Source organism: Clostridiales bacterium (genome assembly GCA_025757645.1).
GTDB lineage: Bacteria > Bacillota > Clostridia > Oscillospirales > Oscillospiraceae > CAG-103.
Genome location: CP107216.1, coordinates 541,036 through 555,000, shown reverse-complemented (window position 1 = coordinate 555,000; position 13,965 = coordinate 541,036). Strand labels below are relative to the sequence as shown.

Here is a 13,965-nt window from a genome sequence, read left to right as displayed (position 1 = left end):
TTGCTAATATACCACCCAAATCGACGCCTGTCAACAACTTTTTTCACTTTTTCGTAAAAAAGTTTTTACCCTTTTTTCTGGCACAAAATATTGTGGTTTTTTCCGGTTATACTACGCAATATGCAAACCAACTTCTTTCACCGCGGCGCCGATGATGGGCCGCATCCGCGCCCGCAGCCGCAGTATGACGTGCCGGCCACGGCGGGCGAGCTGAAAAAAATATTTTCCGACTGCGATGATTTTGAGGCGCGCGCTGTGCGCATTGGCCTCGAGAGCCGCCTGACGGTGACTGTCTGCTGGCTTGACGGTATGGTCTCGGCGGGCGACGTGTCCACGGACGTGCTGCGGCCGCTGACGGAGGGCGGCCGTCTGGCGGACATCGCCTCTACGCGCGAGGCCGTGCGCCGGATCGAGCAGGGCGCGGTCTACAGCTGCTCGACGCGCACGCGCACGGAGATGGACGACGTCGTCTCGGATCTGACCAATGGCTCGGTCGCGCTCGTGTTCGACGCGCAGCGCAGGGCCGTCACGTTCGAGGTGCGCACGGCGAACGTGCGCGCGGTGTCGGAGCCGACGATCGAGAAATCCGTCAGCGGATCGAAGGACGCCTTCGTCGAGACACTGCGCATCAACACCTCGCTCGTGCGGCGCAAGCTGCACACCCCGGCGCTGAAGCTGCAGCAGACGGTCGTCGGCCGGCAGTCGGAGACGACGGTGGCGGTGCTGTATGTGGACGGCATCGCCGACCCCGCGCGCGTGCAGCGCATCCTTGACAAGCTCGACACCATCGACGAGCAGGCGCTGCTCGGCCGCGGCGACCTGGAGCCGTACCTGACGCAGCGGCCGCGGGCGCTGCTGCCGCAGCTGGGCCAGACGGAGCGCCCGGACAAGTTCGCCGGTGAGCTGCTCGACGGCTGCGTGGGCCTGCTGGTGGACGGGCTGCCGATGGGCTACCTGCTGCCGACGACATTCCGGCTGCTGATGCATGCGCCGGAGGACGAATCGCACCACTATCTGCTGGCCTCGGCGCTGATCGTGCTGCGGTACTTCGCGCTGGCGATCTCGCTGACATTCCCAGCACTGTACGTGGCCGTGGCGATGTACCACCAGGAGATGATCCCGGCGAAGCTGCTGCTGTCGGTCATCCAGGCCAAGCAGCAGGTGCCGTTTTCCGTGCCGACGATCATTTTGTTCATGCTCATCGCCTTCGAGCTGCTGCAGGAGGCCGGGCTGCGGCTGCCGAACTCGATCGGCCAGACGGTGTCGATCATCGGGGCGCTGCTCGTGGGCCAGTCGGCCGTGGACGCGAAGGTGGTCAGCCCGGTGGCGATCATCGTGGTGGCGCTCGCGGGCATCGCGGGCTACACGCTGCCGAACCAGGAGCTGAGCAACGCCGTGCGTCTGCTGCGGCTGGGCCTGGTGCTGGCGGCGGCGCTGGCGGGATTGTTCGGTATTCTGGCGGCGCTGGGGCTCGTGATCTGGTATCTGTGCACGATCGACAGCGACGGCGTGGCGTATATGGCCCCATTCGTGGACAGCGAACGGCCGACGATCTTCCGCACGCTGCTGCGCCGGCCGCAGCCGGATGAAAAATTCCGCCCGCCGGAATACGACAGCCCAAACCGCCGGCGGCAAAGATAGGGCACACCATATAATATAAGGAGGGATGGTCCATGCGGCACAGACGGGCACTGGCGCTGCTGCTGGCAGCGGGCATGCTGTGCAGCGGGTGCAGCACCGGCGCGATCTCGAGCAATTACCGCCCGGTCGAGGATCTGGCGCTGATCCAGACGATCGGCGTAGACCGCGCGCCGGAGGGCGTGTGCCTGAGTGCGGCGACGGGCAAGGCGTGCGAGAACGAGGCGCCGAAGCGCATGACGCAGTCCGGCGTGTCGATGCTCGCGGCGCTCGACCAGCTGCAGGACCGCACGCCGAGCGCCGAGCTGTTTTACGCACAGACGAGCTATCTGCTCCTCGGCGAGGAGGCGGCCGCCGCGGGCGGGCTCGCGCCGCTGCTGGACTTCATCGCGCGCGACCCGGACATGCGCCTGAGCGCGCCGCTGTTCATCGTGCGCGGCGGCACGGCGCAGCAGGCGGTCATGGAGACGGGCGACGACAAGGCCGACGTGACGGAAGCGCTCGCGGCGCTGGAAAAGGACATCGCGCTCGACGGCACGAGCCATGCCTGCTCCTGCACGGACATCGCCCGCGCGCTCGCGGGCAGCGGCTGCGCCGTGGTGGGCGCTGTGACGTGCGTGCGCACGCCGGAGGACGAGGGCGGCAAGCTGGCGCTCGCCCCGGCGGGATACGCGATCTTCCGCGACGGGGACTACGTCGGCAGCATCGAGCCAGAGACGGCGCGCGGGGCCAGCATGCTCCTCGGCGTAGCCGGGCACGGCGATCTCGCCGTCACCGACAGCGACGGCAGCACCGTCATGCTCACGCTCGGCACGTGCAAGACGCGCTTTCGCCCGGTATGGAGCAGCGACGGCGCGCTCGCGCGCGTGGACGTGACGCTGAAGCTGCGCGCGAGTATCGCCGAGCTGCGCGTGCCGCGCCGGATCACGGCGCAGGCCTATCAGGACGAGCTCAACGCGGCGCTCGCCGCCCTCGTGACCGGCTGGGCGGAGGACGTGATCGCCGTATCACAGGCGCTGGGTGCGGACTTTCTCGGCGTGGGGCAGGCGCTCGCCATCGGCGGCGGGCGCAGATGGGCCGCCATCCGCGACGACTGGCCGGCCGTCTGGCAGGCCGTGCCGGTGCGCGTGACGGTCAGCGCCGACGTGGGCCGGACATTCGACCTGCGCGACGGCATCGACACATCGGGAGGCGGAACATGACGGGACTTCAACTCACGCGGCGGCAGTACTACGCGCTGTGCACGATGGTGCTGCTCTCGCCGCTGCTGCATCTCGTGCCGCGCAAGACGACCGCGGAGGCCGGCTGCGGCGGATGGCTGTGCGCGCTGGCGGCGCTGGTGCCGCTGCTGCTGTTCGCGTGGATGCTCGAGGGCATTCTGCATCGCGGGCGGCCGGGTGAGGGCATCGGCGAGATCACGCTGCGCGCGCTCGGGCCGGTCGCGGGGCGCGTGCTGCTGGGCGTCTACGCGCTGTGGTTTCTGCTCTACAGTGCGTTTGCGCTGCGCATCGGGGCCGAGCGGTTCATCGAGGCGGTGTTCCCGCTGAGCCGGCCGTGGCCGTTCGTGGTGACGATCCTGACCATGGCGGTCTGCGGCGCGCTCGGGAGCACCAAGGCGCTCTTTCGCGCCTCAGAGATCTTTCTGCCGCTGCTGATGCTCGTGCTGGCGCTGGTGCTGGTGTTTGCGGCGCCGGGGCTGAACGTGAACAATCTGCTGCCCGTGACGGCGCAGGATCTCCCCGGCGTGGCGCGCAGCGGGCTGACGGTGTTCGGCATCGGGGCGGCGGTGCTGTTTTTCGGTGCGTTCACCGGCGGGCACACGCCGGCCGCACCCGGCCGGGGGCGCGCGGCCGGGTGGTGGTGCGTGCGCATGTGCGTGCTCGTGACGCTGCTGAGCGCGTTCGCGATCGGCATTCTCGGCGCGGAGCTGACGGCAAAGCTCACCCACCCGTTTTTCACCATGCTGCGCAATGTGAGCCTGTTTCACGCGGTCGAGCGCTTCGGCGCGCTCGTGATCGGGCTGTGGGTGCTGCCGGACTTTGTGCTCGTGTCAATGCTGCTGACGCTGGCGGTCAACTGCCTGCGTGCGGCGTGCTCACGCGACGGGCGGCTGTTCGCGCAGAAGAACCCGCCCGCGCTCGTGCTCCTGTGCGCGGCAGCAGCCGGGGCAGGAGCGCTGTTTCTGGCGCAGAACGCATTCGAGACCGACGCGCTGCAGACGAACGTCGTGCCGGTCGTGAACATCGTCCTGCTGGGCGTCGGCACGGTCGGGATGTATCTGATCGGCCGCGCGCGCGGAAAGATCTAAGCGCAAAACCGCCCTGCCGGAGGCCCGGCAGGGCGGTTTCTGTCTATGTGCGATCTCCGCTCACGGAGCGAGCCGGTCGCGCCAGCGGGCGGTGAGCCGCTCGAGCTCCTCGGCAAAGGCGCTCAGGCCCTTGTTCGGGCAGCCGGCGCAGCGGCGCACGAGGGCCGTGAGCTCGCCGAGCGCGCGCTGCAGCCGCGCGTAGGCCGGGCTCTCGCGGCGCTTTCCGGCCGCGGCAGCCTGGCGCGTCTCGTCGCGGCGGATGGGCCGCGGCGGAGCAACATAGGTATACGCGCCGGCAGCGAGGTCAAATTCGCTGCCGCTGTAGGGTGCGTCCGCGTCGTAGCCGTACTCGTCGCGCAGGCAGGCGGCGAACGCCGTGCACGCATCGTCATCGCCGTGGTTGACGAATACGTGCGCAGGCTTTTGCTCCATGGCATTGATCCAGCCCAGCAGCCCCTGCTTATCCGCGTGGCCGCTCACACCGGGCAGGACGGTGATCTCGGCGTGCACGGCGATCTCGTCGCCGAAGATCTTCACACTCTCGGCGCCGTCGTGCAGCTTGCGGCCGAGCGTGCCGACTGCCTGATAGCCCACGAACAGCACCGTGCACTCCGGCCGCCAGAGGTTATACTTCAGATGGTGGCGGATGCGGCCGGCATCGCACATGCCGCTCGAGGAGAGGATGACCTTCGGCGTCTTGTCGGTGTTGAGCGCCATGGAGTCTTCCTTCGTGACGGCGGTGTGCAGGTCGTCAAAATACAGCGGGTTGATGCCGCTGCGGATGAGCGCGCAGGCCTCGTCGTCGAGAAAGCTCGTGTCCGTCTGCAAAAAGACGCGCGTGGCCTCGTTGGCGAGCGGGCTGTCCACATACACGGGGAAGTGCGGGTGGCCGTGCACCATGCCGGCGTCCTTGATCTGGCGGATGAAATACAGCAGCTCCTGCGTGCGGCCGACGGCGAACGACGGGATGACGACATTGCCGCCGCGGTCGAGCGTGCGCTGGATGCAGTCCGCGAGCGCGGTCAGATAGTCCACGCGCGGGCCGTGGCTGCGGTCACCGTAAGTCGACTCGATGAGCACGTAGTCCGCGCCCGAGACGGTCTGCGGATCGCGGATGATGGGCTGGTCGGTGTTGCCGATATCGCCGGAAAAGACGATCTTCTTTTCCGTGCCGCCCTCGGTGAGCCACGCCTCGATGCACGCGCTGCCAAGCAGGTGGCCGACATCCGTGAAGCGGATAATGATGTTCTCGCCGACCTGGATGCGCTTGCCGTAGCCGCACGGGCGCAGCAGGCGCAGCACGCCCTCCACATCCTCGAGCGTATACAGCGGCTCGGGCGCCGGCTGGCCGGCGCGGGCGGCCTTGCGCCCCTTCCACTCGGCCTCGGACATCTGAATGTGCGCCGCGTCGCGCAGCATGATACCGCACAGGTCGCACGTTGCCTCCGTGGCGTAGACCGTGCCGCGAAAGCCCTGCTTATACAGCAGCGGCAGGTGGCCGGTGTGATCCATGTGCGCGTGCGTGACGAGCACGAACTCGATCTGTGCCGCCGGGACGGGAATGGCGATATTCTCGAACAGATCGCGCCCCTGCTCCATGCCGCAGTCGATCAGGCCGTAGTGCCCGCCGATCTCGAGCAGGGTGCAGCTGCCGGTCACCTCGTGGTCGGCGCGGATAAATGTCAGCTTCATGTGCTCGCTCCCTTCCGGTTTTCTTTCCCTGATTTTAACACAAGCGCACGCCGAGCGCAACCGCGGCGCGAAAAGTTCACAAATAACGCTTTTACCCCGGCGGGACATTGGTCCCCCCGGGGTAAAAAGCATGGGTCATTCGCTTCCGAGCTGCAGCAGCGCCTCGCGGTACTGCACCGTGACCCTGTCGCTCCAGCCGCACCAGTAGTCGATCGCCTCGGATGCGTGCCCGCTTGTCAGCCCGTCGAGCACCGTGCGGTAAGTCTTGCACAGCTCCTGCGTATCCAGCGTGTACGCCACGATGTAATACGTCACGTGCGCAAGCTCGCGCGACGAGCGCAGCAGGACGCGGAAGATCATGTTGTCCGACTCGGCAAACATGCACACCAGAAACTGATTGACCAGATCCAGAAATTTCGGATTATCCTTCTCTCCGTCCGGCGCGTAGGCGATGGCCTCCATCCGCTCGAGCAGCCCGTACAGGTGCCGCATCTGCTCCGTTTTGGGGTTGCGGCCCGTCCAGCGGAACCAGCCGAGCGCGACCATTTCGCGCAGCTCCAGAAACGCATCCACCAGCTCCGGCTGCGGTTTGCCGCCGTGCGTCATGATGGCGGCCAGCGTCTCCAGGTTCGCCTGCTCCCAGTAAGGCGCGACATAGGTCGCGTGCCGGGGCACGACCTTCAGAAAGCCCAGGCGCTCCAGCTCCTGCAGGCCAAGATGCACGTTCGTCTTGCGCAGGCCGTACTGCTCGGCCAGCTCACTCTCCGTCGGCAGCCGGTCGCCCGGATTGCGCCGCCCGCTGAGGATCTCTTTGAGCATGCAGTCAAGAAACCGCTCCCGTTCCGACCGGTTTTCCGTTTCCTTTTCTTTTGCCATATTCTTTTTCCCCCCGAAAAAACCTCCTGTAGATGCTACGCATTGTATTGCATTTTCTTCCCGGTGTAAAGAGAAAATAGCAAATTTTTTAAGATTTTTCCACCGCTGTACATAAAACGGGACTCTCCGGTGGCGGAGAGTCCCGTTTCCCTTTGAAATGCCTAGATTTTTAACAATCACGGGCAGGCCGCAAAGCCGATGGCCAGCAGCGTCTGCGCAAGGATGTACGTGCACATGACAACAAAGTTCTGCTGCGTGGGCTCAGCCTTCTTGACGAAGAGCATGTCGCACAGCACACCGTCGGACGCGAGGAAGAACGTCGCGCCGAAAAACGCCACGAGCTTGCCCCACCAGAACGCCGTCAGCAGCGGCAGGATCAGGCTCACGCTCAGCACGCAGAGCATGAGCATATACGCCAGCGCCAGCGGACGCAGCGCGCGCGGGATGCTCCTGCGGCTGTTGGCGTACACGAACGCGGCACCGGCGGCATAGATCACGCAGACCACGACGATCCAGATCCAGCTGACGCGGATGACATAGTGCGTGTAGATAAAGATCAGGTAGCACACGTGGCCCAGGAAGAACGACGACGTGCCGAGCGCAAAGAACTTCTTCTTGAGCGGCCAGAGCAAAAACAGATCGCCCAGGCAGCCAAACAGCAGGCCGGCGACCACCCAAAGCGACGGCTGGCGGGCAAAGGCGAGGTAGCTCAGCGCAACGACCGGCATCAGCGCGACCTTCGTCGGCTTGCGCAGGTCGTCATCGCCGCGCCAGCAGCTGACGAGGTGCACAATGGCGAGCACCGCCAGGGACACCGGGAACACCCATTTTAATACGATCATCTTATCCCATCCTATCTCCAATCAGAATGTGTTCGGAATCCGCGCAAGTTTACATCTCGTTCATTGACACGGTATTCCGATGCAATTATAATAGATTTGGAAGTTTATCGTCAATGATTATTGGCAATATTTTAATATTTAATATGCTTGAAGGTGCCCGTTCATGCTCTATTATCTGCTGCTCATTCCCGCTGTGCTCAGCACCGCGTGGATTTATTTTTTGTCCCCCGCGCTGAGCTACTGGTGGCTGCTGCCGATCCTGATTGCCTGCTTCGTGGCAGCGAATCTTGTGTACGTGCTGCTGATGTTTGTCTGCACGTGGTTCGCCGGACCGAACAAAATGTACACGCACATCAGCCCGTTTTATCACGCGCTGACGATGGCGCTCGACGGCTGGATTCTTGCGCTCTGCCGCGTGAAGATCCACGTCACGGGGCTCGAAAAAGTGCCGACGGACACAGAATATCTGTTCGTGAGCAACCATCGCTCGAACTTTGACCCCATGGTGCAGTGGTGGGTGCTGCGGCGCTGGCGGCTGGCGTTCGTGTCCAAGCCGTCGAACATGCGCAAGTTCGTCATCGGCCCGTTCGTGCGCCGGTGCTGCTTTCTGCCGATCGACCGCGAGAACGCGCGCAACGCTCTGACCACGATCAACGCCGCGGCCGACCTCATCCGCGCGCATGAGTGCTCGTTCGCCATCTATCCCGAGGGCACGCGCAGCAAAAGCGGCGAGCTGCTGCCCTGGCACGCCGGCTCGCTCAAGATCGCGCAGAAGGCCAATGTCCCCATCGTCGTTGCGACCATCGAGGGCACGGAGCGCATCGCGCACAACGTCCCCTGGCGGCGCACGCACGTGTATCTCAGCATCCGCGAGGTCATCCCGGCCGAAACGGTCAAGGCCACAAAAACGAACGCCCTCACCGAAGGCATCCGCAGCAAAATGATCGCCGAGCTGGGCAAATAATTCCGGGATCACAGGCAAGATCCTCGTCCGCACATCTGCGGGCGAGGATCTTTTTGCCCACGTTCGAGAAACGGACGCCGTTTCGGCACGCGCCTGCCTCCCGCGCTGTGACGCACGGCGGACGAACGCATGGCAGGGCACGAAAAGCGCCCGGAGCGATCGCTCCGGGCGCTTTATGACGTTTATGCTCGGTTCAGTGGCTGTCAGCCATGCGGTAGCCGACGCCGACCTCCGTGAAGATATACTGCGGTTCGACCGGGTTCGGCTCGATCTTGCGGCGGATGTTCGCCATGTGCACGCGCAGGAGCTTGTTGTCGCCGCCGACGCCGGGCCCCCAGAGCTCCTTCATCATGGACTTATAGGTGAGCACCTGCCCGGCGTGCCGGCCGAGCAGCGCCACGATCTTGTACTCGTTCGGCGTCAGGTGCGTGTCCTCGCCGGCGAGAAAAACGCGGTGCTTATTGTAGTCGATGCACAGGTCGCCGACGTGGTACTCCCCCGTCATGGCCAGGCCATCGCTCGTGCCGTCGGTGCGCGTGTGGCGCAGCGCCGTGCGGATGCGCGCGAGCAGCTCCACCGTGCCGAAGGGCTTGGTCAGGTAGTCATCCGCGCCCATGTCGAGCGCAGACGCCTTGTCGATCTCCGCGCTGCGGGCCGAGATGATGATGATCGGCATCCGGCTCCAGGCGCGCACGGAGCGGATGATCTCGCTGCCGTCCATATCCGGCAGGCCGAGATCCAGCAGCAGCAGATCCGGGCAGTGCGAGGCGATCATCTCCAGCGCGGTCTTGCCGTCGGGCGCGAGCAGCGTGTCATACTCATGGGAGCGCAGCGCCGCCTGCAGATATTTGCTGATGCCGGGGTCGTCCTCAACGATGATGATTTTATCACGGATCATGTGTTCGATTCCTCCTCCGCCGGCAGCCAGAAGCGGAACTCCGCGCCGCCGTCGATCTTGTTTCTTGCATAAATCTCGCCGCCGTGCGCGCGCACGATCGCGCGGCAGACGCTCAGGCCGATGCCCATGTGGCGGCTGCGGTCGGACGCCTCCACGGCGCCGAGCGGCAGATAGCCGTCAAAGAGTACACCGAGCAGCTGCGGCGGGATACCGTCGCCGTTGTCGGCCACGGTCAGCCAGACGCGGCGGCCCTCGGCACGGATCTCGATGAAGACCTCCGTTGCCGACGGGCTGTGCTTGGCGACATTCTCCAACAGGTTGAGCAGCACCTGCTCGATGAGCGTGGCGTCCATCGGCGCGAGCAGGATCTCTTCCGGCTTTGAGACCGTGATGGGAATGTCGGTATCGCAATTTTTGCGAAAGCGCCGGATCGCGCTGCCGACGATCTCCTCGACGACCTCGTCCGATTTCTCGATCACGACGCCCTCGTCGCAAAAGCGCGTGACGGACAGGATGTTCTCCGACAGGTGCAGCAGCCACTGCGCGTTCTGGTGGATCTCCTCGACCATGCCGCGGCCCTCGTCCGTGAGCGTCTCGCTTTCCTCCACGGTCGCGCTCAGGCCCATGATGGCCGTCAGCGGCGTGCGGATATCGTGCGACACGCTGCGCAGGAGATTGGCGCGCATACGGTCTCTTTCCGCCTCGTAACGCAGCTGCTCCTGCCGCTTGATCTGCGTCGTGAGCGTGCTCACGAGAACGCTCACGACCAGCATAACCGCGAACGTCAGCGGATAGCCGTCGATCGTCAGGTTGAATTCGTGAAACGGGTATGTAAACAGGTAGTTCACGCTCACCACGCCGACGGCCGACGCCAGAATGCCGGGCCAATACCCGGTGGTGAAGCGCGAGACGAGCACCACAGCCAGAATGAACACGGATGTGGCAAACGGGTTATTATCGTCATAGCAGACGGACAGCAGCTCGCACACAGCAACGGCGCAGCCCATGATAAAAAGGAACATGACCGTATCACGCAGCCACTGCGGCATGCGCTTCCATACTTTCTGCATAAGCATCCCTCTTTCCGGACAGCCGTCTTGGCTCCACTGTCAGCATAGCACATTGTCCGCGCGAACGCGACGGTCTTTGCAGCCTCAGGCGCATTCTTTTCCGCCTTCTTAACGGCTGCGCAGCGTTTGGGCCGCTGTTTTCCGGAAACTTAGCGCATAGATTCCTTATAATGAAGTATCTTCACAGATCCCGTCCGAAACACGGACAGGACATTGGGGGAAAGGAGGCAGTCACATGATCTTTGCAGCAGTTGGCGGCGGTATGATCATTGCCTGCGGCGCGTTTGTGTGGTTCATCCTCAAGCGCTGATGCGCGCTACCGCGTCGAGGGAGAAAAAACGGAATATGTGATCCATCACAGCAAAGGCCAGTCGGAAGCAGTTTCCGGCTGGCCTTCGCCTGTTCTTCGGATTTAACGCACGATCGCCTTCGTGCACAGCCAGTCGCACCAGTCCAGGTCGTACTTGGCGTAGACATGGGTGCTGTCGCCGCTGGCATCGGCACGCAGGTTGCCGTTTTCGTCGTCGAAGAGCTCGTTGATGTCGATGTAGAAGATCGTCTTGCCGTCGGCGAGCGCGGCGAGCTTTTCGTTGAGCTTGTCAATGCGGGGGTTGTTGAACGTCGCGTCCGTGCTCGAGCGCGAGGGGCCGACGTGCAGGTTCGCCTCGACGAAAATAATGGCGTCCGGCTGCGCGGCGCGCACGGTGTCGATGAGCGAGGAGAACTTGGCCGTGATGTCGTCCAGATCGTTGCCGAGCTCGTTGATGCCGAGCATGATGTAGACCTTGCCGAACGTTTTCTGGCTCAGCAGCTGCGGCAGCGTGACCGTGCCGACGTTTTTCACGGCAATGGCCTTGGTCTGCGCAACGTAGACGTTCAGGCCGACGTCGGCGAAATACGTCGCGTTTTTCAGGCTGCCGTATTCGGCAATACCAACGGTGCGCGAGTCGCCGATGAAGAGCGCATCGTCAAAATACGAGGTGTCCACCGTCGTGAACTGCAGCGGCGTCGGCTCGGGCGTGGGCGTCGGCTCGGCGGTCTCTTCCGGCGCCGCAGTGACGGATGCGGCCGGCTGCTTGCCGACACTGCTGCGGTCGATCAGGCCGCGGATGAGAAACGGTGCCGCCGCGAGCGCGGCCACCAGCAGCAGGATGAGAAAATATTGCGGTTTGATGCGTTTCATACGTCAGCGCTCCTTAAAATCGGAAGTACATAAAGGGATCGTTCATGCCCTTGCTCAGGCAGAACAGGCACAGCCAGAACAGCACGGCCAGAATGACTGCCCCGGCCCACGTGCCCTTGAGCCGGCGGTACAGATAAGCCGGCAGCGACGTCGAGCACACGAGGCCCAGCACGAGGAACACCCCGTAGGTCTTGCCGTACTTGAGAAAATCGAGCGGGTAAGCCGCCGCCGTGTGCGAAAACAGCGGCAGCAGGCGGCCGAAGTACGCGCCGAGCTGCCCGAGATCCGACACGGAAAACACCGCCCACGACAGCGGGATGAGCACGAGCATGTACAGATGCCCGAGCACCGGCCAGCGGTCAAGGTATTTTTTGAGCCAGAGCTTTTCGACCGTGAGGATTCCAAACAGGCCCAGACCCCAGAGCAGGAAGTTCAGGTGCGCGCCGTGCCAGAGCCCGGTCGCCAGCCAGACGACCAGGAGGTTGAAGATCATGCGCCCGCGGCTGCAGCGGCTGCCGCCGAGCGGGAAATACAGATAATTGCGGAACCATGTGCCCAGCGTGATGTGCCACCGGCGCCAGAACTCCGTCATGCTCAGCGCGAGGTACGGGCAGCGGAAGTTTTCCGGCAGGTGGAAGCCGAGCATCCGGCCGATGCCGATGGCCATGAGCGAGTAGCCCCAGAAGTCGAAATAGAGCTGGAACGAATACGCGAACGCAGCCATCCACGCCAGCGGCGTCGAGAGGCTCTCAAAGCCGATCGTGGTCACATCGCTCCAGAGGCCGCCGAGCTGGTTGGCGAGCAGGATCTTGAACGCCATGCCGAACACGAACAGCTTCAGCCCATCGACCGCCTGCCGCAGCGACACATCGCGTGCGCCGAACTCCGGCTGCAGCTGCGCATAGCTCGCGATCGGGCCGGAGACGAGCTTCGGGAACATGGTCAGGTACGTGCCGAATGTGAGCAGCGAGCGCTCCGGCGCGACCGTGCCGCGGTAGACGTCGATGAGATAGCCGCCGGCCGAAAACGTGTAAAAGCTGATGCCGACCGGCAGCGCCCAGCCCAGCAGCGGCACGGCCGCCTTGCCGCCGGACACCCAGCCGAGCACACCGTTGACGCCGGTGAGCAGGAAGTTGAGATATTTAAATAGGAACAGCCACAGGAAATTGTAGCACAGTCCGACGATGAGCCACAGCTTTGCGCGCGGCTTGTCGCGCGTGATGGCAAGGCCCAGCCCGTAGTTGACCAGCACAGATGCGGCCAGCAGCGCAAAGTACGCCCACTGACCGTCCAGTCCGATGATATAAAACACACAGCTCCCCACCAGCAGCACGGCATTGCGCGCGCCGGCCGGGCGCGACGGTGTCAGATAATACACCAGCAGAAACGCCGGAAAGAAGCAAAACAAAAACGACAGGCTGCTGAAAACCACGGACCCTATCCTCCTGAACCCTCGACAAACCCGCAAAAGCAAAAAAATTCGTATGAAAAGGTTAACATAAATTTCGGCGTTTGTGTGCGGTTTCCGACAAAAAAACTGCACAAACTTTCTGCCCGTTATTTGGTGGTTTTCGTGGGTGCTGCTGCACGGGCGGAAATGCGCGGCAGAAAACGGAAGGAAAAGAAACATCTCCGGCGCCTGTGCGTTCAGGCGCCGGAGATTTTTTCTCAATATCCGATCGGTCGGGATGTCCGCGCGTCAGCTCAGGAGCACCTCGTCGGACTCGACCTGCGCGCCCGCCACCTCGGCGAACTTTTCGAGCAGGTCCTGCTTCGTGAGCTTCTTTTTCTCCTCACCCTCAATATCGAGGATGATGTGGCCCTCGTTCATCATGATGAGGCGGTTGCCGTGAACGATGGCGTCCTTCATGTTGTGGGTGATCATCATGGCGGTGAGCTGGTTTTCGCGCACGATGCGGTCCGACAGCTCGAGCACCTTGGCCGCCGTCGCGGGGTCGAGCGCCGCGGTGTGCTCGTCGAGCAGGAGCAGCTTCGGCTTTTGCAGGGAGGCCATGAGCAGCGTCAGCGCCTGGCGCTGGCCGCCGGAGAGCAGGCCGACCTTCGCCGTCATGCGGTCCTCAAGGCCGAGGCCAAAGCTCTTGAGCTTCTCATGATATTCCTCGCGCTCCGCCTTCGTGACGCCCCAGCGCAGCGTGCGCTTCTTGCCACGGCGCGCGGCGAGGGCGAGGTTCTCCTCGATCTGCATGTTCGCTGCCGTGCCCATCATGGGGTCCTGGAACACGCGGCCGATGTACTGCGCGCGGCGGTACTCCGGCATGGCAGTCACGTCCACACCGTCGAGGATGATGCGGCCGGAGTCCACCGGCCAGACGCCCGCGACGGCGTTGAGCATGGTGGATTTGCCGGCGCCGTTGCCGCCGATGACGGTCACGAAATCGCCCGGCTTCAGATGCAGGGACAATCCGTCGAGCGCCCGTTTCTCATTGATGGTGCCGGGGTTGAAGGTCTTGGAGATATGGTCTAATGTCAGCAT

Annotated in this window: 12 protein-coding genes; 4 read left to right on the top strand and 8 right to left on the bottom strand. The window is 63.6% G+C overall.

The genetic code is table 11. From position 1 onward, the window contains the following. Positions 1–120: 120 nt before the first annotated feature. From OGM61_02635 to OGM61_02625, 3 genes are read left to right on the top strand one after another with little or no spacing between them, the layout of a single operon-like run. A complete protein-coding gene (locus OGM61_02635) occupies positions 121–1,641 on the top strand; it encodes a spore germination protein (protein ID UYI84984.1) in 1,521 nt (506 codons plus the stop codon). Between the two features lie 32 nt (positions 1,642–1,673). Next, complete coding sequence (locus tag OGM61_02630) at positions 1,674–2,840, top strand: Ger(x)C family spore germination C-terminal domain-containing protein (GenBank protein ID UYI84983.1); 1,167 nt, start codon at positions 1,674–1,676, stop codon at positions 2,838–2,840. Next, a complete protein-coding gene (locus OGM61_02625) occupies positions 2,837–3,946 on the top strand; it encodes a GerAB/ArcD/ProY family transporter (protein ID UYI84982.1) in 1,110 nt (369 codons plus the stop codon). Before OGM61_02630 ends, OGM61_02625 begins: the two co-directional genes overlap by 4 nt. A gap of 60 nt (positions 3,947–4,006) precedes the next feature. On the opposite strand, the gene OGM61_02620 is transcribed toward OGM61_02625, so the two are convergent. The 3 genes from OGM61_02620 to OGM61_02610 form a co-directional block, all read right to left on the bottom strand. Then, the gene (locus tag OGM61_02620; GenBank protein ID UYI84981.1) at positions 4,007–5,638 is read right to left on the bottom strand and encodes an MBL fold metallo-hydrolase; all 1,632 of its coding nucleotides are present in this window, start codon (positions 5,636–5,638) and stop codon (positions 4,007–4,009) included. A gap of 135 nt (positions 5,639–5,773) precedes the next feature. After that, positions 5,774–6,514, bottom strand: a complete 741-nt coding sequence (locus tag OGM61_02615; GenBank protein UYI84980.1) for a GntR family transcriptional regulator — start codon at positions 6,512–6,514, stop codon at positions 5,774–5,776. Positions 6,515–6,690: 176 nt separating this feature from the next. Continuing rightward, entirely contained in the window at positions 6,691–7,356 is a 666-nt protein-coding gene (locus OGM61_02610; protein ID UYI84979.1) for a lysoplasmalogenase, read from the bottom strand. 163 nt (positions 7,357–7,519) lie between these two features. On the opposite strand from OGM61_02610, the gene OGM61_02605 reads away from it, so the two are divergent. Next, the gene (locus OGM61_02605; GenBank protein ID UYI84978.1) at positions 7,520–8,320 is read left to right on the top strand and encodes a 1-acyl-sn-glycerol-3-phosphate acyltransferase; all 801 of its coding nucleotides are present in this window, start codon (positions 7,520–7,522) and stop codon (positions 8,318–8,320) included. 193 nt (positions 8,321–8,513) lie between these two features. On the opposite strand, the gene OGM61_02600 is transcribed toward OGM61_02605, so the two are convergent. The 5 genes from OGM61_02600 to OGM61_02580 all read right to left on the bottom strand — a co-directional run bounded on the left by OGM61_02600 (position 8,514) and on the right by OGM61_02580 (position 13,965). Further along, positions 8,514–9,218, bottom strand: coding sequence for a response regulator transcription factor (locus tag OGM61_02600; GenBank protein ID UYI84977.1), 705 nt, complete (start codon positions 9,216–9,218; stop codon positions 8,514–8,516). Next, entirely contained in the window at positions 9,215–10,288 is a 1,074-nt protein-coding gene (locus OGM61_02595; protein ID UYI84976.1) for a PAS domain-containing sensor histidine kinase, read from the bottom strand. Before OGM61_02595 ends, OGM61_02600 begins: the two co-directional genes overlap by 4 nt. A gap of 412 nt (positions 10,289–10,700) precedes the next feature. Then, on the bottom strand, positions 10,701–11,471 hold the full coding sequence (locus OGM61_02590) for a GDSL-type esterase/lipase family protein (GenBank protein ID UYI84975.1): 771 nt from the start codon (positions 11,469–11,471) through the stop codon (positions 10,701–10,703). Between the two features lie 13 nt (positions 11,472–11,484). Further along, a complete protein-coding gene (locus tag OGM61_02585) occupies positions 11,485–12,903 on the bottom strand; it encodes an MBOAT family protein (protein ID UYI84974.1) in 1,419 nt (472 codons plus the stop codon). Between the two features lie 267 nt (positions 12,904–13,170). Further along, entirely contained in the window at positions 13,171–13,965 is a 795-nt protein-coding gene (locus tag OGM61_02580; protein ID UYI84973.1) for an ABC transporter ATP-binding protein, read from the bottom strand.